Raw genomic sequence first — 22,842 nt, forward strand, 5'->3', positions numbered from 1 at the left:
ATAACATAAGTTATCATAAGTTAACAATTATTAATTAAATAAATAACAGATAACAACAAAATATAACATCCATCTCATAAAATACAGTAGAGACTTTCCTTTACACTTCATTAACTCCATATTCTCCACGATGACTTTATCCATTCCAGCACACCATTATTTTCTTAATCCTTAATAACGAGACAAAAGTGGAGGCACCATCGCCTCCACTTCCTACACCACATTATGGTTATCTAACATTGTAGAATTCGTGATACAGCTTCAAGAGCGTTGGCTTCGAGTAGAGCCCAAGCGGACAAGCTGTTCAAGCCAACCCTGCACTACCCCCTCGTCCGCATGGTCAATTCCGGGGAGTTCCTCTTGCTTCCCGATGCGGGCGGCCTTGTCCCGGCCCATATTGTGGTAAGGCATCAGGTTAATTTCATGCAGATTCGGGTACTTTCGATCCAGCTCCGCGATGGCACTCAGATGCTCCTCTCCGTCATTGACACCCGGAATAAGCGGACATCTCAGCAGCACAGAAGCCCCCTGTCGATAGAGATAATCCAGATTGGACAAGATCGGATCTTGGCTCACTCCAGTGAGCGTCCGGTGTTGTGCCGGATCCGACACCTTGTAATCGTACAAGAAAAGATCCACATAGGGCATGATGTCCGCAAAACGCTCCCGGGGCGCATAGCCGCTGGTATCCAGGCAGACATGAATGCCGTTCATCTTAGCTGTCCGGCAGAGCTCCAGCGTCCATTCGAAGGAGGACATGGGCTCGCCGCCCGACACGGTCAAACCTCCGCCGGACCTGTCGTAATAGGCGTGGTCAGCCATCACCTCTGCCATCACCTCCTCCACCGTCCGAAGAGTGCCGTAGATCTTGACGGCCTGACGCGGACATTGGTGTTCAGGGGAATCGAAGCCCGGGTGTCGGTCATGCCGGATCTGTTCCCCCTCCAGCTTTACCCCAAAGGGACACTGTGTCCCCTCGGCCAGACATTCCCGGCACTTGTCATAGTCGAACGACAGCTCCGAGTGGTAAGCCTGCGATTCGGGATTATGGCACCATAAGCAGCGCAACGGACAGCCCTTCACGAACACGGTGGTTCGGATCCCCGGGCCATCATGCAAGGCGAAGCGCTGGATATCGAATACTATGGCCTTCAAGCTCGTTCTGTCCGCCATTCTTAAGCCCTCCTTTCGTGCGTTCCCACCCATATATTGTTACCTCTATTGTAATTCACTCCTCCATTCGGGTCTTATGGTGAGACCGGAAGGATTACGCATCATTACGGCTGTAAACTTAGGTCAACTTATACTTTCTTATATTGCCAAAAAACCTCCTGAAGAACGGGAGGTCTCCACGAGGCTGAATAACTTATAACGTTTGCTTCCACTCTTCAAAACGCTGCTTAAACCGGTTCATCATCCACAGATTAATCTCCCACAAATCCCCCACCGGCTCCCGGGTGAACGGGATGCTATGCTGATAACCGGGAGGCCCGAACTCCGGTGTGAAGCTCACGACCGAAGCCCCGGCTTCCAAACGCAGCTTGCAGATGCGGATCCAATAATCCAGAAAGACCTCCACCTCTCGAGCATACTCGGGCGCCCGGGGGTCCGGCACCTGAGGTCCTTCCTCATAACCGACCCGTCCATGAATATGAACCGCACGGCTCATAGCCAGCTTCACATCCGCCTGCTCCGGATCCGGCAGACGCTCCATGACCACGCACCAATGGCTGAAATCCGCACCTACCTTCAGCTCGTGCAGCTGCCGAAGCACGGCAGCCGTCTGCCAAGGCGTAAAGAAGGCCCTCCCCCGGTGGGTCTCGTGGACAATCGGAATGCCGATTTCCGATTCCAGCTCTAACGCCGCCTCGAAGAAGCGGATCTGCTCCTCAAACGGCATATCGTCGGTAGCGCTGTGTGAATTAATAAGCACCGGCTCCAGCTTGGCTGCCCTGTAGACCTGCTCCCGGAAGGAGGATCGATGATCCCGCTCCCCCCTGGTCACCACCTGTGCGATATACTGCAGGTGGTGGATCCTAAGCTGCCGATGAAACAGCTTATCGTCCCCAGCCTCCCGTGGCGGCGTATATTCGACACCGCAGAACCCGGCGGCCTTGATTGCCTCAAGCCTATCCTGCCATTCTCCGTCCCATTCCCACAAGGACTTGTAGCACCTGAGCTCCAAGCCAGCGTCTCTATGCTTAGACATTGACGAAGTGGTTCCCGGCCAGATTCTCACCGCGTGCCAACCAAATCTTGAAAGGATCGCCGTTTACATCCAGGCTGGTGATCTTGATATCTGTAGAGAAATATCTCATGGTATAGCCGCATCGCCGGTATGGACTATTGTTTGCTTCCGCTCCGTGTATAATTCGGGAGTCATGCAGGGAGCATTGACCCGGCTCTAGTACAAAAGATACCGCTTGAGACTCATCCACATTTTTGATTTGACTCCCGAAGGTATGGACCTGACTGTCCACCGCCTCATATTCCGAGAAGCCGTTCTTGTGCGTTCCGGGAATAACTCGCATACACCCGTTCTCCTGATTGCTGCGGTCGAGAGCCAGCCAAACCGTAGTAATATAATCAAAATGGTCGGCCCGGCCCTTCCAGTAAGCGGAATCCTCATGCCAAGGTGTGGCGCGACCTACATAAGGGTCCTTGCAGATGAAGTGGCTGGAGAAAAGTCCGATGTTAGGTCCGATGAAGGGCTCCACCAGATCCAGCACTTCCTTGGATAGCAGAAACTCCAGCAGCCGTTCATCACGGAAGTGGGGGGTATCCAGCTCGTCGGACAGCTTCGAGCCCTTCGCTGCCAGCTGCTCTTCGAAGATTTGATTCAAGAGGCTCATTTTCTCCTGGGAGAACAGCTGTTGTTTCGGGAGAAAATAGCCATTCTCGTGATAAAACTTGACCTGACTCTCATTTGCTTGTACGCTCATTTACGTTTCCTCCCATGTTTGATGTGATATTTCTCACACCAATAGCGTACCATAGCCTTGCTGCTCACTACTTATGGTGCCTTTGGACAAATACAACTTATTTTCGGTTCAGCGAAAAATTCGCTGTCCTCTTGCAATAGGATCAACTAGAATAAAGGAGAGCGTAGAAATCAGCAGAGGAGCAAAGCAATGCAACCGAATCCGGAACGTCTGACAAACGATCAATTTTTCACCTTGGCAGGTAACATTCAGATTCTGAAGGACCGGCGGGATACTCCATATCCTCTTCACTGGCATGAATTCTTTGAGCTTACCATTGTCACAGCCGGTCATGGTTACAACAGAGTAAACGGGAAGCTTCTACCAATGGAAGCTGGTTCCGTATTTCTCCTGACCCCGGCGGATTTCCATGAAATTAAGCCTGTCAGCGGGCAAGGGATGGAGCTTTACAATATCATCTTCTCCGAAGCGGCCATTAGCAAGGAAGTACATGAAGCGCTCTTTGCCCATGTAACACTCCACCATGCCTGGTTTAATCCGGAAGAGACCCCGCGTCTCTTCGGTTATTCGGAGATCCTGTGGCAAGAGTCCCTTGAGAAATCTCTGTCTCAAGGCCTGGTTATGAAGAATCTACTAGAGCTGCTGCTTCTCACCCTCCTGCGCCAAACGAGTGCCCATCGAAGCACTCCGCCTGCGGAGTTGGCAGAGCCCTCGACGCAGCGAACCTCCGTTCAGCAAGCACTGGTCTATATCCACCACCATTACCGGGAGTCGATCACGCTGACGGATGCCGCAAAGCAGGCCCAGTTATCCCCCAACTACTTCAGCGAGGTGTTCCGCAAGATCGTCGGCATGCCGTTCCAATTGTATGTGCAGAGCCTCCGCCTGGAATTCGCCTATAATCTGCTTCAGGCGTCGGACCTCTCCGTCACCGAGGTGTGCTTCACTTCCGGCTTCAATACCTTGACCCACTTCGAGCGAGTCTTTAAGCAGCGGTACGGGCAGACACCCCGCACCACCAGCCGGAAGCGGGGCGCTTCGTAACTTTATTCTAACGACACATTACCCCAATGCGCTTTTCAAGCATCGTAAACTTCGCTCATTTGGATGTGGAATACGTAAGGATCTATATCTGCGTTATTTCTTTCGCGGTTCAATAATAGACGAAGAACCGTTATCTGAGTTTCATCAGGTAACGGTTCTTTTTCATAAACTGAGTTCAACTCAGAATTTTAAATCCCCTTGGTTCAATGGTGTGATCCCCATACTTGTAGGGTTTATCCCCGAAGTTGACCACAACCAGTTTGCCGGAGGAGAATTGGGAAAGCAGCCCGTCATAGCAGATTTGCTGAAGCCATGGGCATACCTTGTTATAGCTCTCGACGAAGGTTGTCTCGTATTTCTCCCATAGCTCTTGATCGATGCTCCAGATGGGGGCGGTGATCCGGATGATAGTACTATACTGAAAGCCTTTAGCCGTGCAAGGTCCGGCTAAGAATCTCAAGCTGTACTTCCCGCTTTAATTCCACGAAACGTGCGCTGAAGCCCCCAACCCTGACGAAGATATGGGAATATTTCTCCGGCTCTACCATGGCCTGCTCCAGTTCATTCCGGTTCACTACCGTAATCATGGCTTGGGTTCCGCCCTTCTGGAAGTAGGTATCCAGAAGGGTACGGACAATAGTGGCCCCTCCTTTGAATAAATCCGGGGAGAACTTCAGATTATGAACGGCCCCTGCATGGATCGAAGGTGTAAGCTTGGACATGGAATTCAGTGCTGCGGTAATGCCATTCTTGTCTCTTCCTCCTACAGGAGCGTTGCCGTTGCCCATAGGCTCCCTGGATTTTCTTCCATCGGCCGAGGCAGCTGTCCAACCGCCCATATCTGTATTGGCGCTATTATTAATAACCACGACAAGATAAGAAGCAAGGCCGACCCTGCTGCTCTGCGACCGGGCTGACAGACAAACGTGCTTGTGCACTTCTTCCGCCATACTGTCTGCCAAATGATCATCGTTGCCGTATTTCGCACAATTCAGGAGCTGAATCCGCTCCGCGTCATAACCTTGGAAATCGGCATCCAGCATCTGGACTAATTGAGGGAGAGTCCAACTTTGACGGTCATATACCATGGTCTTAATGGCTGTCAAGCTGTCCGCAGTGTTCATATTTCCATAGCTCTCCAGGGTTCCTCCCAAATACTTGATTCCACCGGAGAAAATGCCTTTATTACGCTCCACACAGGAATCATAGAGCATGCTCAGGTATAGGTACGGGCTGTTTTCTCCCGCAATTTTATATTCCAGTGCTTCCTGCTCCGCCATGGCGGCAACAAAGAAGTCCACTTGTTTCTTATATGCCTCCAGCAGCTCCTCGAAAGTTCGAAAGTCCTCTGCGTTGCCCAGCGCTAAGCCCATCCGCTCGCCGGAAATCGGATCCACCCCGTTGTGAAGGGTGATTTCCAGTGCCTTGAGAAGGTTGATCACACCGCTTGGTGTCCCATAGCTCCGGTGCTCCAGCACATACTCTCCGCAACCGTACGGCACATATTGCTCCGCCTCTTCACGGCTAACCCCGAAAGCCTCCTGAACGGAAGGAACATTTACTTCATCGTTATACAAAATCGGATAGGTTCGCCCTTCGCTCAGCACCTGTAAGCCCTTGTCGAACAAGCGGGAGTCCATACCCTCGTAGCACCTGAGGGACAACTGGGGTTCAATTTCCTTAACCAGTCGTGTAGCTTCGAGAGCCATCATGGCGAACCGATCCGCATTCTCCGGATTCCGTCTGCCGACACCGCCGATGATCACCCTACTGTCCCACGTAGTCACTCGGTCGGCAATAAGCTGCCAGAAGGAGCAAAGGAGCATCTGACCTTCCGCTTCATTCAATCTGCCGGAGTCCAGATCCTGATTGAGGAAATCACCCAGGTATACGTCCATACGGCCATAATTGCGAATGTCAGCAAGCAGGGAATACAGCCATATTAGCTGGATAGCCTCTCTCAGAGTAGAGGGACGGTTGTCCTGGATCGCCTTCAGCACCCTGATCATAGAGATCATACGCTCTTGCTCCCGTGGATCGAATTCTTGCTCGGTCATTCCCTGAAGCTCTACCGCATAATATTCGCAAGAATCCACCAGCAGGTCCAGGCAAATCAGCATGCCTTCATACAAGGAGGTTTCGCCGCCTGTTGCCTGTACCTTACGGATATTCTCCCGGATTTCTTCTTTCATGCCGGGAACCCCTAATTGCGCCAATTTTCCGAAATCCAGGTTGGCACCGCCCATCCGGTATAAGGGAAACGCTACGCCTGGCTCTTTATTGAACAAGTCATCATAGGGAAACAACTTTTTGAGCTCCGGGGAATAAGCCTGACGCACCTTCTCCGCGGTTTGCTCCTGCTCCCAGAATGCAAGCAGACCGGCTGCCTCTTGAGTCCCGATCTCCTCTAATTGAGAGGCATTGCGGAAATAGCCCAGACCAACTGCAACCTGCGGGGAGAAGCCGACCGCCCTGTATTCTTTTCGACCCGCAAACCAATCACCAGAACGCACCGGCTCGAATACGGCAGGGTATTGTGCCCTCAAACATAAAGCCTCCCGGATTGCGGCGGGTTGATGCTGATTTTCTTTATATACCTCGGTAAAATGGAGCTCTACCTGCAAATTATTGTCGATACCCATAATGTCACGGTCCCTTCACTTACTGGATATCTATATTGTACCGCCAAGTAGATGCAACGTCTTATGGTGAAGACGGATGGATTACGCTTCATTACGGTTCGGTAAGGGAGTCACACCTTCTGAGTACCGTACTAACGGCAAAAGAAAACGGTTGGACATGGGTACATTTCCCCTGCATTCAACCGTTTTCTTTCCTCTTCAAAAAGTATATAACTGAAATTGCAATTACAGCCCCTTCTCTACATTGCTACGAACGATAGCAAAGAACCAACTTTCCGGCAAAAGCTTTCTAAGGGGCAGTAGCCAATTCGCTGGAGAACCTACGGGGTAACGAAGCTTCTTCGAACCATCCGTTGCCGCCTTGTAGATGGCCTTAGCCACCACTTCAGGTGACTCCCCGTTGGTTCCAGAACTTTGAGTGTTATTGAAAACGGTCTTTAAGTAATGCTGATATTCCTCTAGATTCTCATCATTAATCATGTCTTGAGATCTGGAATAGAAGTCTGTTTTAATGACACCGGGTTCAACGATCTTTACTTTTATCCCCAGATTCCTGAGTTCATAATGAAGAGATTCCGAGAAGCCTTCGACTGCCCATTTCGAACTGTGGTACAAGCTGTATAACGGGAAAGTAACTTTACCCCCAATGGATGCCACATTAATGATCGTACCCCTTTTATTTTTTCGAAAATGAGGCAGCATCTGTGCGGTGACATTCATCAGCCCGAATACATTAGTATCAAACTGCCGGTGGATTTGCTCAGGCGTAAAGGCTTCAAAGATCCCAACTGATCCATATCCGGCGTTATTTATTAACACATCAATCTGACCAAAATGAACAATGGCTTCACGAATAGCTGCCTCTATACTGTTCGAATCCGTAACATCCAGCTGTAAAAGCTTAAGGTTAGCACCCGTTAGCACTTTTTCTTTGTCTGGTGTTCTCATGGTTGCCGCTACATTCCAGCCCTGCTGTAAAAATAGTTGCGCTGCTGCTCTGCCAATTCCTGATGATGCTCCGGTAATAAAAACGGTTTTATTCATAGTTAATTTCCCTCCAATATTTTTATAAGTTTAAACACACGAACCAATAGTGTAATAAAAATCGTTGTTACTAATGAACAACGATTCCTAGCAGTTAGTTTCAACTGTGTGTATTAAATTCTTTAACTGTTCTACTGCTGCATCCAAGGATAATGAGTAGTAACGCTGTGTTCCAATTTGTTTCACCGTTACGAATTCGCTATCACGGAGTACCTTTAGGTGATGGGAAATTGCCGGTCTAGACAGCACAGAATGCTCTGTAATTTCATTAACCGTCAACTCATCATGCTCCGCCAGCAAGAGGATAATGTCTTGTCTAGCTAGGTCACCCATCGCCTGAAATAGCGGAATACATGAACGGAATGACTCTATAGCCTTCTCTCCCATAGCTTTTGAACTCCTTATGTTTATGTGTTTAAACATAAAAAAACAAAATCATAAAAGAATGTCAACACTCAATTTGTTATACAAGAAGAAACGGCTTTGCCGTCCTTAATGGGAGCCTATGCTTCCGAAGCAGCGATACTCCGTATCGCTTTCAGGTATCCGTTTCTCGTAGAAATATAAGCAAAGTATACTGAAAACTTATACTTTCTTATATTTTAAAGCTAAAACGCCGCAATCTCATAGAAATTGCGGCGTTTTTTTAAAATAGAAACCGTGGTTATGGGAATATCACTTTAGCCTAAGAGTTTGGATTCAGCTTCTTGAACACTTTATAGCTTCGAGATGCACATTCAGAAATAGGAATCGGATGAAATCCATTGACTTCTGCATATAGCGTATCATTCAGAGGTGCAGTCCAAGAGCTTGGTATCGCTTCGGCTCCCAGCATAGCTCCCATAATAGAGCCGACTGTAGCGCCGTTGCAATCCGTATCCCATCCGCCGAGTACCGATGTTGTGACTGCTTTTTCAAAATCACCTTGACCGAAGATTATTGAAGCCGCGACTAAAGCCGCATTGTTGTTAGTATGAACCGGATTATAATGCTTGAAGGCTTCCCAAATCCGGTCAACCAGCTCCACTTGATCCTTTGTGCTGCGTGCAATTGCTACTGCTTCCCTTACATCCTTAGCCAATCTACTATTCGCAGGAATCTCGCTTAAGCCGATTTCTACGATACGCTCTGGATTACTCTCCGAGAATGCTGCAGCGATCATAGCCGCTATGAACATTTCTCCATATATACCGTTCTTGACATGGGAGAAGGAGGCATCCCGCCATGCCAGTTCAGCAGCCAGCTCCGGGTTCCCTGCTGCGCCGTATGCGAATCCATCTGCACGAATTTGGGCGCCAATCCATTCCCGATAAGGGTTCAAGTAGGTACGGACCCAATCCTTCTGCTCTTGCCAGTCTGTATTCCGTTTCTTCTGCAAGAAATTCTGTTCATGTGATGTTATTTGGGCAAAGTTTAAGTAGGCCTGTGTCTCCGCTGTACAAACCTGATAATAAGGCAAAATCCTGTGCCATAACATACCAACATCCCATGAATCCCAATCTAGTCCCTTTTCTTCCAGCATAATAAGACCCAGAACCGTGTACCGAATATCATCGTCGCTCTCCATATAGCTGATATTTTCACGAAGGCTTTTAGGGGTCCACTTCGCGATTTCCAGGCCAACTTCCTTTTGGGCACGGGATTGTGCAGGCACATAAGTCGTAATAGGCCATGCATCTGCACCTTGGAACCAAAGCAGAACATTTTTCCAGCCTGGATTACCGAAGTCACCCATCATATATTCGGGCTGCTCAAGAGGTTTGCCAAGAGCACACCCCACACTGCGCCCAAGCCATGCTCCATAGAACTTGTCCTGCCAAGCGGCCTCGGAATGTTTCGTATGCAGCACTCTTGGACCTTCTGGACGCTCCTTGCGAATGTCCTTTAGCTCTGATGGTTCCGTAAACGGGAAATCCGATTGAATCGGCAGTTGCATCAATTCCTCATATATTGCCATCAACTTTAGACGCTCGTTGCCTGCCGCCTCAATTTTTTCTTCGAATCCCTCAGTATTGCAACCTTCTTCATTTCGCTGAATAACCTCTAGTTTCAGCAAATTATACAAACTATCCCATCCTGCCATGATCTGCACCTCAACCTTGTTTTTTTATATTTATTATAGAACTAAGGTTGGTTGTCAGGCTTCTCAAATCCCTTTGAATATTCTCAAATATTGCGAAAAGTTTGATATTGCTGACGGTATTCAATGGGAGTCACCCCTATGACAGACCCAAATAAGCGGTAGAATGTCGAAACGCTTTGAAACCCGCTTGAGAAGCATACCTCCGTGATATCCAGGTTGGTATCAAGGAGTAAACGCTTGGACTCGTTCAATCGGAGCTGCAGGAGGCAATCCTTGAAATGGCGCCCGGTTGCTTCTAGAAATACATGACTGGCACGTGAGGAGCTTACTCCCAGATATTTGGCGACATCCTGAAGGGATAAGGGCTCCATATAATGTTCCTTGATGTAATCCATCAGTTTCCGGTAATCCCTGATGGTACGTGTCAGCTTTTGCCAATCCTTCTGTTGCAACTGAATCGAACGGTTCCGAAGCAGCAGGGTACAAATCTGCAGCATTGCGGCTTTTACCATACTGGAGTACCCCTCTTGTTTATTGAAAAGCTCGGATTGTACCCGTTCAATAAGCTGCCTCAGCTCTGCGGCTATGGGCTCACTAGATGGAATTCGGTTCTGATAAAGTCCGTTAGAATAACAGAAGGGAATTAAGAGCCTTTCGTCCTCCATAAGCAGCAATCCGGAATCGAAATACAGAAAGATGTAAGTACTAGGGTCGTCTTCATCCGACGAGGCAATATGCATCTCTGAATGGTTAACTATGAATACATCCCCAACCTGAACCGGGTACGTTTTTTCTCCGAAATGAAACCATCCCTTTCCAGAAATGCAACAGCCTATCTCTAGACTGGAATGATAATGCAATGGCTGTATGAATGTGTGGGGTGACCAAATAAAAGCATTCACGGGTATTTCATGCTCATACTGTATGTTCAATTGCTCTCCTTCAGTCATGCGCTACCCCTCCTATATCCATTAATCATAGAGTAGCATACTCCTGAGCATAACCATATCGTGTAAAAGGTTAAGCATTTTCTTCATGTTCAATCCTCCTACCGTTCGGTATATTGTTCCCATATATGAATAGAGAGGAATGGAATGTTGTGGTTTGGACACAGAACAGTAATCCTTTGAACTATTTATGGCTATCCTCTGTAGTAGCCATGTTGCCTTTAGCTTTCTTTACTTGGGCTCTGATCGTCAAGAAGTTTCCTTCCTGGAAAGCAGGGCTTTATACGTTGTTTATCGTTATTGCCTTGGCATTAGCGGTTAATGGAATGCCTGCCTCAAAGGTGGTTATGGCTTCCGCAAGCGGCGCGATTTACGGACTTTTTCCAATCATGTGGATCGTGCTGCCTTCAGTCTTTTTGTATAAATTAACCGTCGCTTCCGGGCAGTTTAATACGATTAGGCACTCGATATCCTTACTGACAGAGGACCCGAGGCTTCAGGCACTGCTAGTTGCTTTCGCCTTCGGTAGTTTTCTTGAAGGAGCAGCAGGATTTGGGACTCCAGTGGCTATAGGTGCCTCCATATTGGTGGGCCTTGGCTTTCGTCCCCTCCAAGCGGCGATAGCTTGTCTGATTGCTAATGTAGCATCCGTTGCCTATGGCGGCTTAGGTGTACCTGTCATAGCACTAGAAGGCACGACAGGTATTTCCGCAACAACTATTGCGGGAACTATAGCTTGGCTGCTGCCCGTTGTTTCACTGGTTGTCCCTTATTATATGGTCGTTCTACTCTCAGGTTTCAAAAAAGCTAATGAAATCTTGCCTGCCATCCTGGTGGTAACACTATCCTACACCGCCACACAGACTTTAACGGCAATGTATATGGGACCTCAGCTTCCCGATATTCTGGCAGCATTTGCTGCTGCAATCTGCTTGACGATCTTTATACGACTGAACAGAAAGAGCTCCCGATATGCTTCTCTATATGGGGTTGAGAGTGCTGCCTCTGTGGAAGACTTAGCAGACCGTCCGTCGGCTCCGCAGATTATAAAAGCGTGGTCTCCCTATCTGCTGATGACATTTTTCGTCTTAATTTGGGGTATACCGACTATTAAGGAAGCACTTATTGGTGCTTATTCGGGTACAAACCCATTACTGAATGCACTGAATACAGTTGGGGCATTTTTCAGCTTCAAAATTCACGTACCCTTCTTGCACGAGCAAATCATGAGCCAAGGCAAGCTATTACCGATTTGGTGGAAATTGGAGCTTCTCGGAGCGGGTGGAACGGCAATTCTTTTAACGGCTTTACTAACCAAGTGGATCTTTGGCATGTCCTGGATGATGTGGTTGAAAACCGGCCGTCAGACCCTCTACGAGCTGCGATATACCATTTTGGCTATTGTAACGATCAGCGCTTTTTCCTATTTGGCCAATTATTCAGGTATGATCCATTCCATCGGCAGTTTGTTAGCACAAAGCAGAGAATTCTTTCCAGCGGTATCTCCTCTTATCGGCTGGGTCGGAGTGTTTATAACCGGATCGGATACATCCGCCAATGTCCTGTTTGGCCAGCTTCAGGCGATCACCGCTACAGGAGTGGGCATGGATCCTTCCCTTGCATTAGCGGCCAATACCGTTGGAGGAGGAACAGCTAAAATGCTTTCTCCCCAATCCATTGCTCTTGCAGTTGCGGCTGTCGGGCTTAGCGGGAAGGAGTCGGAACTGCTGAAGAAAGCTTTTAAACACAGTCTGTTCCTGCTCGCTTTGGTTTCAGTATTAACTTGGGTGTATTCATGGTAATGAACAACCTGCAAAAAACTCTTATTGCAGGAAAGCTAGCACAACTCTAGGATGATAAAAGGGTCTATTAAATAAGGAGTTGATTGTGATCAATAAGTTTAATGCTAGCTTTGAAGATTGTTATGTTGTGTTGGAAGGCCAGTATCTGAAAATAGGAAACCAATCCCTCGAAAGAGTCTGGAATATCACGGAAGGTATTCCCACCGTGGTTTCTCTGAAAAATAAGGTAACGAACAAAGAATGGCTGACAACAGAGGATACCCACGATTGGTTATCAAATGTTAATCAGAAATATGCATTCTTTAACTCTTCCTTTATCAATGGGGACAAGCTAAGCCTAAGTGTTGAAGCCGATACAGATGATGATTGTGGTGTTGCGAAGAAACATCTTAAAGTACAGGTAAGTATTGAATATTCCGAATGCATAATTAAATGGATACACATAGTTTATCCAGGATCACCGATATTAAGATCATTTATTAACGTAACGCTCAAGGAGGGTGTAATCCTACCTGAACGCATAGAGCAAACAGAGGACGTCCCGGCTCAAAGAGCGTATTTTAAAGAGCTTACCGATGATTATCAGGACAGTTATCCCTTGGAGCCTAATCACTGTGGTTGGAAAAGTGTTGAATTTATTGATGTGACGGACGACTTTGACAACTTGGTGTTTACCAAGGAAGGACTCTTTAACAGACGAGAGCATAGATTTGTTCAAGGAAACCTGTTGGTTGTACATGACCACTTGTCTAAAGAGGGGTTGACCTTAATAAAGGAAGGGCCTACTCCGCATGATTATCTCGGGGATGTTGATAGTGATTATTTCATCAAAGGAATGAATGTATTTACTACAGGCTGGGGTTTTGGTGAGAACGACTTGAATACACACCAAACACTTACCTCTTATGGCAGCACCGTTTTATTGTGGAGTGGGAATGAGGAAGATGCTCTGTCTGCTCTTAATGAATACCATAATGCAATTCATATCTTTAATCCTGAGAAGGACGCTTTCATCATGTCCAATACTTGGGGTGATCAATCTTCTGACGGGAGACTCAGTGAGGAATTCCTGCTGGATGAACTTGAGGTGGCTGCAAGAACGGGAGTTACCTTTTATCAGATCGATGACGGGTGGCAAAATGGTACAACTGCTAATTCAGTTCTTCCAGGCGGGGCATGGGGCAAAGGATATTATAAGCATAATCCTGATTTCTGGACGGTCAATAACAAGAGATTCCCCAATGGACTCGAGCCGATCATCGCTTCCGCTAAGGAAAAAGGAATTAAAATGGGATTGTGGTTCTCTCCAGACTCTATCAATGACTTCGAAAATCGGGAAAAAGATAGCAGTGTATTGATTGATCTTCACAATAAATACGGTATCGCTGCTTTTAAAATGGACGGTATTGAATTCACATCCAAAGCAGGCGAGGAGAATCTTACTAAGCTGCTAAGAAGAGTAATCCACTTTACCGATAGCAAAGTATTCTTCAATATGGACGTGACGGCCGGCATTAGAAGCGGTTATTATGGACAATTACAATATGGTTCTCTATTTCTTGAGAACAGGTTTACAGGTAAATTTGGCGAATGGCCTAACTACTTCCCTCACTGTACTTTGAGAAATATCTGGATGTTGTCACGTTATTATCCTTCTTATCGCTTACAAGCCGAATTCCTAAATGTAAAAAGAAATGTCGAGCTGTATCAAGGGGATGTATTAGCTCCGTCCGCTTGCGGCATAGAATATTCTTTTGCCATTACTATGTTCGCCAACCCACTAGCTTGGATGGAACAGACCGGTTTGGATGAGGAGTCCATTCGTATTCTTGGGGAGATTATTCCTAAATACAAAGAATTTCAAAGCGATATACTGGGAGGCCATGTACTACCTATCGGTGATGAGCCCAATGGAACGACCTGGACGGGATTCCAATCGATTACCTCTGATAACGGCGGGTATTTATTAGTAGTCAAGGAATACAATACCAACCCTCAACACCGATATAAACTATGGAACCTCAGTGATAAGACAATACATCTGGAGAGCATATTGGGATCCGGGGTGCAAGAAACGGTAAGTGTAGACAATGAAGGATATGCAACCTTCCAAATGGATGGAAAGTTTAAATATGCGTTATATAAATATACGACCAGGTAGTTTTTTGATAGACGGGGTATTAGTTACTCCAACATAATGGAGAAAAGGGGCTGTCCCATAAGTAGAATTACCTACGAATGGGACAGTTCTTTTTTTTGGAGTCAGATAGACGGTTGTGCTTGTGAGGACGCTCCGCGAACGGACCGTTGCTACAATCGCTGTTGTGTCCAGATTTTATTTATTCCCCTTAGCGGTGAAAATCCGGACACAAAGGCGACCGCTACCGCTTTTCCGCAATCAGTCCGTCCTCTCCACTATTTTCAGCGGGAACCTTTCTAAAATCGTTTTTAAATATATAGCAAAAAGAAATCGCTTCCGTTCCCAGCGGATGATAGATGTCCTCGAAACCGGCCTTACGTTACCGAAATCAGGCAAGGGAGCTATTGCGAAGCGAGGAAGGATATGCGCTTGCGGTTCGAAGAATGACAGAACCGGAAAGTGTGTTTGAGCAACTGAAGAACAACCGGGGATTCCACTTTTGAGACAGCCCCTTTTGCTTTTTTTACGCTATCTTCTGTTCAAATATCATGCAAAATCACTTCATCAACCACTTCCGAATTAACAACTCGGATGCCCCTTTATAGAATAGATCATGCACCCCGGAACTTAAATTAATAGGGATGTCTCTATATCGTTGAAGCAGAACTCGTTTTTGAGTTTCTTGATGAACGAATGGTAATACCTCTCTAAGTATCTCTTCCTTCTCTCCACCAATAAATACAGCCTGCGGATCCATTAGATTAACCAGTATAGATACTACCTTCCCTAGCGAGCTCCCAATAACTTCCGCCGGGTTTTCCTGATTCATAAGCTCCCGTTCAATCCCCGAGTTGGAGAGAACCCCCTCTACACAACCCGAATTCCCACAATAACATTCATAATCTGAATGACCGAGCGGGATATGAGCAATCTCTCCAGCAAAACCTCTAACCCCATGGAAGATGGACCCGGAATGAGACAAGATCCCAAGCCCTAAGCCCTCTCCAATGTATAAAAACAAGACGTTATCGTACCTTTGGCTCTCGCCTTGCATCGATACAGCTAGCGCAGCTAGGTTGGCATCATTCTCTATATATACGGGTAAATTAATCTGATTGCTGATTACCGTTGCAAGATTGTAGTTATCCAGAATAGGAAGAGTGCTATTAACCACGCCTCCAGTTTGTTTATCATACAAACCCGGTATCACTAATGTAGCACCCAGTAGTTGTTCGTGATTGATCTCAGCTTGTTGAAGTAGTTCATGAAATCCCTTCACACAAACAGATACTAAATCCTGTATGTTACTATGGCTCAGATAAGAAATTCTTTCTTCTATTAGAGGCTTGTTGTGTAAATCAATGAGCAACAGCCTCACTTCGTTCTTATACGTGAAATCAATACAAAAGCTAATTCGAGCATTCACATTAAGAGCTAGGAGTTCGGATGGGCGTCCACCGGATTGTGCACTTTTCAACCCGGTGATGAAAATATTCTCATCTATTAATTCGTTACATAAATTTGAAGCTGTAGCAAAGCTTAGGTTTAGTTCTTTAGCAATTTCAGCCTTCGAAATAATCTCTCGGGAGCGAAGAAGATCAACGATTCTCATTTTGTTAAAAAGCCTTAATTCCCTAGTATTACTCACTTCTCTACGATTAGTTACACTTTGTGAGGTAGTTCTTGGCATCCCTTGCAGCTCCTACTAAAGCAAAATTTTGCTTTATTGAATTTGTTATTATAAGTAATATAACAAATCCGGGTTATTCTGTCTAAGGATTGATTAGTTATTTAATAATTCATTAATATCGTTCCACTGAACATGAAAACCTGTATCACGTGAGATCACAGTTGCCGCTACTGCATTCCCCAGTCCAACACATTTAGGTATTTCCCAACCCATGGATAACCCATAAATGAAGCCTGCATTATAAGAGTCACCAGCGCCTACGGTATCTCTTACCTGGACTTTATATCCCTTTGTATCTACATTCCTATCTGTATCTTTATAAATGCTACCACCGCCACCTCTTTTGACGACTATCCCCTTTCTACATAAGGCTGCTAAAATATCTAATGCTTTATTAGGATCATCTTCATTTGTAATGGCACTTGCTTCAATCTCATTTGGGAGAAAATAGTCTACAAAAGGTAATAAATTTGTGATATCATCTCTCGTTTTCTGATCCCATCCATGTATCGGCCATCCGGTATCGAATAAGGTTATCATTCCAAGTTCAGTTGCTTTCTTAAATATCTTCCTGGCATCAATATTAGGGGATAGAAGAAAGTATCCAGTGAGTAAAATGAATTTGCAATTCTGGGCATTTGATAAATACTGAATGACTTCCTCGCAGGTCGTCTCAAACATTGAGCCCGGATAAGTCACAAAGAGCCTTTCACCGTCACTGCGATTCAAGGATAGCGACATACCCGTTCCTTTTTCACCTGTTTTTAAGCCATCTACATTTACTCCAGCTTTCCGGAGAGTTTCCTTTAACTCTTGGCCACGCTGATCATTACCAAGGGTGGAGACCATATGCGTCTCCATTCCTAAAGATGCCAGAACGAGTGCTGAATTCGCTGCACAGCCTCCAAGTCTTTCTTCATATGATTCTACGGTTGTCTCTGTGCCCCACTCGGGAATCCTATCGATTGATTTCATTAATACGTCTATGTTGGCATTGCCAACAATACAAACGCCTTCACCTTTATCATTAATGGACATAGAATCCCCTCTCCATCATTGCTTATCTTGCACAACATTCCTTATTCTTTATGAGTCACTTTCGTAATCCACTTGAACCCGCTTATCCCAAATCGCTCGGCTAAGGAATTTGCTGCCATTTGCACAGGATATATATCAACTAAAGTTGAGAAATACTCATCTAACTTCACTTGCGCTCCCCGACTCCTTACATATCCAGCATCGTGGGCAATTCTAGCAATCCCTTCCTCAATTACAATGACCTTAGCCCCACAATTAACCAACTCTTCTACAAAAGAATGAGCAAATTCACTTGTTGCGCCCTGTGATGCAAACACAAATATCAACGTTTCATCGGTCACTGTCTCCAGAGGTCCGTGTCGAAATTGGGCTGCTTCCATACATTCTGCCGGAACCTTTACCAACTCTTTAAAGGTCAGGGCTCCCTGTAAGGCCGAAGCTACAGCAGGCCCCCTGCCAATCAGATATACAGCATTTGCTGCTTGAACCCATTCTGTGACTTGGCCCCAATCGATAGAGGCTAAATTCGTATCTAATTCACTGATTTTACTTGAAGCGGCCTGAATAGAGGCAATGGCAAGGTCGGGACTCAGCCCCGCTAATGAACCACATAACAACAACGTGACAGCAAGGGCTGCAGTATAAGTCTTACTTGAGGTTGTAGACTCATCACCAGCAAATAGAGGAAATACTAGACTTGACCCTCTAGCTAATGTACTCGCAGGATCATTTGTAATTCCTATAACTTCGACTGTAGGGGGAAGCTGCTGTAATATTTCTTTAATTTCTATACTTTCTCCAGACTGCGATATAAGAACCAGCAGAGATTGATCTAGCATCGTCTTCATTCCATAGTGAAGCAATTCTGAGGCTTCCACATAAATCGCTTGAATGCCAAGTGACCATAAATAGTTACCTGCTAGTCTAGAGGCTGCATATGAACTTCCCATTCCGCTAAAAATCACCCGACCTGCATAACGTTCGGCAAGATTTTTGCTTGATCTTAGCAACTCTCTGCCCTCCTCCGTTGAATAATAGGAAGCCACTTGTTGTAATACATAAGGTTGCTCTAACATATCATCGCTAAATTTTCTCAAATTCCTCATCCCTTCTTTAATTATTGTCGACTTACTATAAGTATTATAATATCATTCCGAGCCAAGACCAGCTATAACACCGGTCACTACTTGAAAATAACTACCTCAATATATATAGGGTCAAAATCTCAAATGGCTGAAGCTCTAGAACTATTTTACCATCAATAAAACTTAAAGCATCCTCTGTCTTTTCTTCCCTCAGATTCGATTTCCAAGCTTGCTTGGCTCCCTTTACCCATAACTCAGCTTTAGTTGTAATCCCCGCAGATTCATACACACGTATCAACATCCCATCGGTACCTGTCTCCGGTGTTTTCACAGCAGAGAGGACAACATTGCTTGGCGATAGACTCATCCATGAGGTAATAGCAGCTTGTTCCGGTATTTCCTGGTGATACACCATACTTGTTAGTTTCTCATTAGTTTCTTGTGCAAGTTGGAGTACACTTGCATCCGACCAAGTTCCTGAATATGGAACAATAACAAAATCAAAGGAGTGATTGCCATGTTGGGAGGAAGTCTTATCAATAACCATGCCCGCATATTCGGTTTGGGGAGCACGAAGTATAGTAGTTGACATTGTACCACTACTCACTTCCACTCCAGCGGCCCCCGTATTAATTAAAGCAATACCATGGTGTTGATCTTCAATCGCAACAAAGCGATGAGCAGGCCATTCTCCTTGTGCTGTCCCACGAACACGATATGATTTACGGTGTACAGTTCCAAATGGAATTTCATAGATACCTATACTGCTATCAAGCTTAGTCGGGAGGTTGAACCGGAGACGGCTTCCCTCTCCTTGCCAATTTAAATTAAATTTCACATCCAAAGCGGGTTTTCCTTGTATCAATTCAAACTCTGCTTCCCAAGTTAGAAATCCCTTTGCACCAACCTCAGGTAACTCAGGAAATTCACCTTTCAAAACAAGCCGTTGCCCAAGTAAAGTTGCTTCGTACTGTGTAATTTCGATAGTGCTGATATTGGCAGGAATAGGTTCTCCTACGAGCTCTTCGATCTGAAAACTGCCTTTATCACGCTGTACTGAAAGAAGGTCTCCAACATTTTCTATCAAAGTTGTACCCGTTTCCTTCCAAACCAATCGCTTGATCATATATTTCGAATCGCATTCCAGTCTTATATACTCATTCTCAATCATTCCTTCATCGACCTTTATACCACGCTCTTCATCTGTAACTCCATATTCAAGGGTAAGAATACTTGAACCCATGGGTGGAGTCTCCGCTAGCAGTCTCAATTGACCCTCCTTGAGATCAAACGGAACTATTGTTCCATTGGATAATACCTGCTTCACCCCAGTTAATTGCTTATCCAGTGGAATAACCACTACATCCCTACGTTTCCAAGGTAGACTGTTGAACACTTGTATAGCGCTCTTACCTGTAAGCGTGGTTGTTCTCGAACGCGGTTGATAAAGGGCTCTACGAATAACATCTTGTGCAATTTTTTCTACGCTGTCTAAACTCTTCATCAGTCCAGTGAATACTTCGGTCGGGTGTGAGCCCGTGAATACATCATGAAACTGAATGTAAGCCAACTCCCACCAAGCTTCATCCAGATGCTCCTGCCATTGGGTCATTTGTGTGAGCGATGCCCATTTCTCAGCTTGCAGTACTTTCGTCTCGACTTCTCGATTACGTAGGCGAATCGCAATCCGCTGGGAGAATGTCCCGGTGAATTCAGGATTCAAATCACCATTAATTACAGGCCAACTTGTATTCGTTGCTTCTAAAGCATCAAAAAATTTACTATAAGTAGAATATTGCCATAGCCCATCTTGTCCATAGGCATTCCCCTGTTTCACGTGATAATCCGGGCGAAGAGTAATTAACATCTCATTTTCTGTCTGAGCTGTAATAAGAATCGGACCTTCACCCTCATGTTTTGCAGCTTTTTCAAAAAGCTTATCCACATCATTCCAATCATTTACAAAACCCCAATATAACTGACCATGCTTAACATAGGGTGAATAGACATCCATCCCCACGATCAGAAGTTCAGTACCATCAATACCCTTAGAAATAAATACATCATCATTTATTTGCCCACCGAATCGATTCGCCATTAATCGGCTATAGCCGAATTGCTTAAGGATTTGCGGAATTTGCGCGTTAATGCCAAAGGTATCTATAAGCCAAGGGGTTTCGACGTTTACCCCTAAATTCTCCTCTACCCATCTTAAGCCGATAAGTTGGTTGCGTACAAAGCACTCTCCGTTAGGGAAGTTGGTCTCCAAGGTAGACGCCATACCTCCAACCATCTCTATACGACCTGCTTGAACATAATGCTTTACTCTGGCCAGCAGATCAGGGCGGCGTTCTTTCAATAATCTATAATGTGCCGCTTGTTCTATCGTGTAGGTGAATGTGGGGTGAGAATCTAACATATCCAACACTTTAATCAAGAAGGAATCGAACACCTCTTCCATTTCGTACCTAGTCTTTTTCCATGCTAAATCGATATGAGTATTACCGACAACCCAATATTTTTGCTTAGTCATAAAAGTCTCCCTCATCCTTATAAATTTGTAATGAACAGCATGTTATCCCTTAACCGCACCAACCATAACACCTTTGACAAAATATTTTTGTAAGAATGGATAAACCATAATAATAGGAATTGTTGTAACCATAGTCATAGCTGCTTTAAGTACTTGAGGAGTCAAATACTGAACTCTATCGGCGGACTTCATAGTAGCAATTTGATTCGTTTGCTGTTCCATTAACATTTTCGATAATAGACTCATTAACGTATTCAGATTAACATTTCTAGTATATAAAACGGTATCCAACCAACTATTCCAATTCCATACCGCGTTATATAGAGCTATTGTAGCGATTACAGGTGTAGACAGAGGAAGAATGATACGGAAGAACATCCTATACTCACTTGCACCGTCAATCATTGAAGCCTCAGTTAAGGAGGGAGGGATTGCATTAAAGAATGTCCGCATGATGATTACGTTGTACGCCCAGACCAAATTCGGAATAATATAAACCCAGAAGGTGTCCGTCAATCCAATATTTTTGTACAATAAATAGGTAGGTATAATCCCGGCATTAATGTACATGGGTAAAAGGAATAAAATCAAATAGAAATTGTGACCTATTAACTTCTCCTTCGTAAGACAGTAGGCAACCAAGCTAGTACATATCAAAGCGGATAAAGTTCCTACGATTGTTCGTGATACGGAGACAAAAATGGCATGGTAGAGTGTAGGATCATCAAAAATAATTTTGTAGTTTTCCAATGTGAATTTGCGGGGCCAAACTGTGATACCTCCCCTTAATGCATCAACCCCCTGGTTAAACGATAAGGCCATAATGTATAAGAAAGGATAAAGAACACTAATGGAGAATAAGACCATAAATATATAGAGACCCACTAAGAAAACTCGATCCATTCCCGTAGATTTCTCAAAGTTTGATTGCATAGAGATTGCCTCCTCTCACCATAGTCCTTGACCTACCATTTTCTTAGTAATCTTATTTACGAAAATGATTAGCATAATACTTACACCCGATTGGAATACACCCACAGCCGTTGCATAAGAATATTCCCCTGCGTGAAGACCTCGCTTATACACATAAGTATTTATTACCTCCGCATAGTCCATGACCAGTGGGTTATACATTAATAATTGTTGCTCAAAACCACCTTGCAAAAGGTATCCAGAGTTCAAAATTAATAAGATAGCTATAGTAGGTGTAATGGCTGGTAATGTAATATGCCACATTCGTCTGAAACGCCCAGCTCCATCCACATAGGAAGCCTCATAGGTTTCCTGAGGAATTCCAGCGATAGCAGCCAGATATATAATGGCGCTCCAGCCAATGGTTTTCCAAACCCCTTGAATCGTTATGATGATCCAGAATAAATTCCCCTGTTCCAGAAATGGAATACCCTCGTTGATGATTCCTAGTGAAATTAACCACTGATTAATAGAACCCGTTCTACTCAATAATTGTGTGAATAACGTTGCAGTAACCGCCATAGAGATGAAATAGGGTAGGTAGGATATCGATTGAATGATGTTCTTTATATATTTATTGAAGATCTCATTCAACAAGATCGCAAATACAACAGCTGCAATGGTCCCGAAGATTAGACCCATAAGACTCATAGCCAGCGTATTTCTAAGGATTGTAAGCGTAAATTTATTATCGAAGAAACTAATGAAATGTTTAAATCCAACCCATGGACTGCCTATAAATCCCTGAGCAATTGTATAATCCTTAAATGCAATAATGTTTCCTAGAATGGGTACATAATAGATAACTATGGCCCACAATGCCATGGGAATCATGATTAGCTGAAGTTGTTTTTGCTGTTTAAATCGTTTCCATCTCATC

Annotated in this window: 18 protein-coding genes; 3 read left to right on the forward strand and 15 right to left on the reverse strand. The window is 45.1% G+C overall.

Features of this window, described 5'->3' with window-relative positions; translation table 11 throughout:
* Nucleotides 1-261: 261 nt before the first annotated feature.
* The 3 genes from PWYN_RS04515 to PWYN_RS04525 all read right to left on the reverse strand — a co-directional run bounded on the left by PWYN_RS04515 (nt 262) and on the right by PWYN_RS04525 (nt 2,942).
* Nucleotides 262-1,206: a glycyl-radical enzyme activating protein gene (locus PWYN_RS04515; protein WP_084146589.1), complete on the reverse strand. Its 945-nt coding sequence runs from the start codon at nt 1,204-1,206 to the stop codon at nt 262-264.
* A 160-nt stretch (nt 1,207-1,366) separates the two neighbouring features.
* A complete protein-coding gene (locus PWYN_RS04520) occupies nt 1,367-2,161 on the reverse strand; it encodes a sugar phosphate isomerase/epimerase family protein (RefSeq protein WP_240479679.1) in 795 nt (264 codons plus the stop codon).
* Between the two features lie 40 nt (nt 2,162-2,201).
* Nucleotides 2,202-2,942: a phytanoyl-CoA dioxygenase family protein gene (locus PWYN_RS04525; protein ID WP_036648975.1), complete on the reverse strand. Its 741-nt coding sequence runs from the start codon at nt 2,940-2,942 to the stop codon at nt 2,202-2,204.
* 189 nt (nt 2,943-3,131) lie between these two features.
* On the opposite strand from PWYN_RS04525, the gene PWYN_RS04530 reads away from it, so the two are divergent.
* On the forward strand, nt 3,132-3,986 hold the full coding sequence (locus tag PWYN_RS04530; protein WP_052087743.1) for a helix-turn-helix transcriptional regulator: 855 nt from the start codon (nt 3,132-3,134) through the stop codon (nt 3,984-3,986).
* 175 nt (nt 3,987-4,161) lie between these two features.
* Here the strand turns inward: PWYN_RS04530 and PWYN_RS04535 are convergent, their stop codons facing one another.
* The 6 genes from PWYN_RS04535 to PWYN_RS04560 all read right to left on the reverse strand — a co-directional run bounded on the left by PWYN_RS04535 (nt 4,162) and on the right by PWYN_RS04560 (nt 10,705).
* Nucleotides 4,162-4,446 carry a hypothetical protein gene (locus PWYN_RS04535; protein ID WP_036648977.1) on the reverse strand — a complete coding sequence of 95 codons (285 nt, stop codon included), beginning with the start codon at nt 4,444-4,446 and terminating at the stop codon, nt 4,162-4,164.
* The gene (locus PWYN_RS04540) at nt 4,415-6,628 is read right to left on the reverse strand and encodes a pyruvate formate lyase family protein (protein ID WP_036648979.1); all 2,214 of its coding nucleotides are present in this window, start codon (nt 6,626-6,628) and stop codon (nt 4,415-4,417) included. The genes PWYN_RS04535 and PWYN_RS04540 overlap by 32 nt, the downstream gene beginning before the upstream one ends.
* 225 nt (nt 6,629-6,853) lie before the next feature.
* The gene (locus PWYN_RS04545; RefSeq protein ID WP_036648981.1) at nt 6,854-7,672 is read right to left on the reverse strand and encodes an SDR family oxidoreductase; all 819 of its coding nucleotides are present in this window, start codon (nt 7,670-7,672) and stop codon (nt 6,854-6,856) included.
* An 87-nt stretch (nt 7,673-7,759) separates the two neighbouring features.
* The gene (locus tag PWYN_RS04550) at nt 7,760-8,059 is read right to left on the reverse strand and encodes an ArsR/SmtB family transcription factor (protein ID WP_036648983.1); all 300 of its coding nucleotides are present in this window, start codon (nt 8,057-8,059) and stop codon (nt 7,760-7,762) included.
* 298 nt (nt 8,060-8,357) lie between these two features.
* Nucleotides 8,358-9,755, reverse strand: coding sequence for an ADP-ribosylglycohydrolase family protein (locus PWYN_RS04555; RefSeq protein WP_036648985.1), 1,398 nt, complete (start codon nt 9,753-9,755; stop codon nt 8,358-8,360).
* 83 nt (nt 9,756-9,838) lie between these two features.
* Nucleotides 9,839-10,705 (reverse strand): AraC family transcriptional regulator, encoded by an 867-nt coding sequence (locus PWYN_RS04560; RefSeq protein WP_036648987.1) that lies wholly within the window; start codon nt 10,703-10,705, stop codon nt 9,839-9,841.
* A 149-nt stretch (nt 10,706-10,854) separates the two neighbouring features.
* Here PWYN_RS04560 and PWYN_RS04565 point away from each other — a divergent pair, with 149 nt between their 5' ends.
* Nucleotides 10,855-12,504: an L-lactate permease gene (locus PWYN_RS04565; protein WP_036648989.1), complete on the forward strand. Its 1,650-nt coding sequence runs from the start codon at nt 10,855-10,857 to the stop codon at nt 12,502-12,504.
* Between the two features lie 85 nt (nt 12,505-12,589).
* The gene (locus PWYN_RS04570; protein ID WP_240479680.1) at nt 12,590-14,665 is read left to right on the forward strand and encodes an alpha-galactosidase; all 2,076 of its coding nucleotides are present in this window, start codon (nt 12,590-12,592) and stop codon (nt 14,663-14,665) included.
* A 535-nt stretch (nt 14,666-15,200) separates the two neighbouring features.
* Here PWYN_RS04570 and PWYN_RS04575 read toward each other — a convergent pair.
* From PWYN_RS04575 to PWYN_RS04600, 6 genes are all read right to left on the reverse strand, one after another.
* A complete protein-coding gene (locus PWYN_RS04575; protein WP_036648992.1) occupies nt 15,201-16,334 on the reverse strand; it encodes an ROK family protein in 1,134 nt (377 codons plus the stop codon).
* A 93-nt stretch (nt 16,335-16,427) separates the two neighbouring features.
* The gene (locus tag PWYN_RS04580; protein ID WP_240479681.1) at nt 16,428-17,372 is read right to left on the reverse strand and encodes a carbohydrate kinase family protein; all 945 of its coding nucleotides are present in this window, start codon (nt 17,370-17,372) and stop codon (nt 16,428-16,430) included.
* A 41-nt stretch (nt 17,373-17,413) separates the two neighbouring features.
* On the reverse strand, nt 17,414-18,469 hold the full coding sequence (locus PWYN_RS04585; RefSeq protein ID WP_036648993.1) for an SIS domain-containing protein: 1,056 nt from the start codon (nt 18,467-18,469) through the stop codon (nt 17,414-17,416).
* 100 nt (nt 18,470-18,569) lie between these two features.
* Nucleotides 18,570-20,990: a glycoside hydrolase family 38 N-terminal domain-containing protein gene (locus PWYN_RS04590; protein WP_036648995.1), complete on the reverse strand. Its 2,421-nt coding sequence runs from the start codon at nt 20,988-20,990 to the stop codon at nt 18,570-18,572.
* A gap of 42 nt (nt 20,991-21,032) precedes the next feature.
* Complete coding sequence (locus PWYN_RS04595) at nt 21,033-21,923, reverse strand: carbohydrate ABC transporter permease (RefSeq protein WP_036648998.1); 891 nt, start codon at nt 21,921-21,923, stop codon at nt 21,033-21,035.
* Between the two features lie 15 nt (nt 21,924-21,938).
* Nucleotides 21,939-22,841, reverse strand: a complete 903-nt coding sequence (locus PWYN_RS04600; protein ID WP_052087744.1) for an ABC transporter permease — start codon at nt 22,839-22,841, stop codon at nt 21,939-21,941.
* Nucleotide 22,842 lies beyond the last annotated feature (1 nt).

Source organism: Paenibacillus wynnii, from assembly GCF_000757885.1.
GTDB lineage: Bacteria > Bacillota > Bacilli > Paenibacillales > Paenibacillaceae > Paenibacillus_AQ > Paenibacillus_AQ wynnii.

Bases quoted from the DNA above. Each gene is read 5' to 3' on its own strand.
- PWYN_RS04525 (WP_036648975.1), bottom strand. From the start codon at position 2,942: ATGAGCGTACAAGCAAATGAGAGTCAGGTCAAGTTTTATCACGAGAAT.
- PWYN_RS04595 (WP_036648998.1), bottom strand. From the start codon at position 21,923: ATGCAATCAAACTTTGAGAAATCTACGGGAATGGATCGAGTTTTCTTA.
- PWYN_RS04575 (WP_036648992.1), bottom strand. From the start codon at position 16,334: ATGCCAAGAACTACCTCACAAAGTGTAACTAATCGTAGAGAAGTGAGT.
- PWYN_RS04560 (WP_036648987.1), bottom strand. From the start codon at position 10,705: ATGACTGAAGGAGAGCAATTGAACATACAGTATGAGCATGAAATACCC.
- PWYN_RS04600 (WP_052087744.1), bottom strand. From the start codon at position 22,841: ATGAGATGGAAACGATTTAAACAGCAAAAACAACTTCAGCTAATCATG.
- PWYN_RS04540 (WP_036648979.1), bottom strand. From the start codon at position 6,628: ATGGGTATCGACAATAATTTGCAGGTAGAGCTCCATTTTACCGAGGTA.
- PWYN_RS04590 (WP_036648995.1), bottom strand. From the start codon at position 20,990: ATGACTAAGCAAAAATATTGGGTTGTCGGTAATACTCATATCGATTTA.
- PWYN_RS04530 (WP_052087743.1), top strand. From the start codon at position 3,132: ATGCAACCGAATCCGGAACGTCTGACAAACGATCAATTTTTCACCTTG.
- PWYN_RS04550 (WP_036648983.1), bottom strand. From the start codon at position 8,059: ATGGGAGAGAAGGCTATAGAGTCATTCCGTTCATGTATTCCGCTATTT.
- PWYN_RS04555 (WP_036648985.1), bottom strand. From the start codon at position 9,755: ATGGCAGGATGGGATAGTTTGTATAATTTGCTGAAACTAGAGGTTATT.
- PWYN_RS04515 (WP_084146589.1), bottom strand. From the start codon at position 1,206: ATGGGTGGGAACGCACGAAAGGAGGGCTTAAGAATGGCGGACAGAACG.
- PWYN_RS04580 (WP_240479681.1), bottom strand. From the start codon at position 17,372: ATGTCCATTAATGATAAAGGTGAAGGCGTTTGTATTGTTGGCAATGCC.
- PWYN_RS04545 (WP_036648981.1), bottom strand. From the start codon at position 7,672: ATGAATAAAACCGTTTTTATTACCGGAGCATCATCAGGAATTGGCAGA.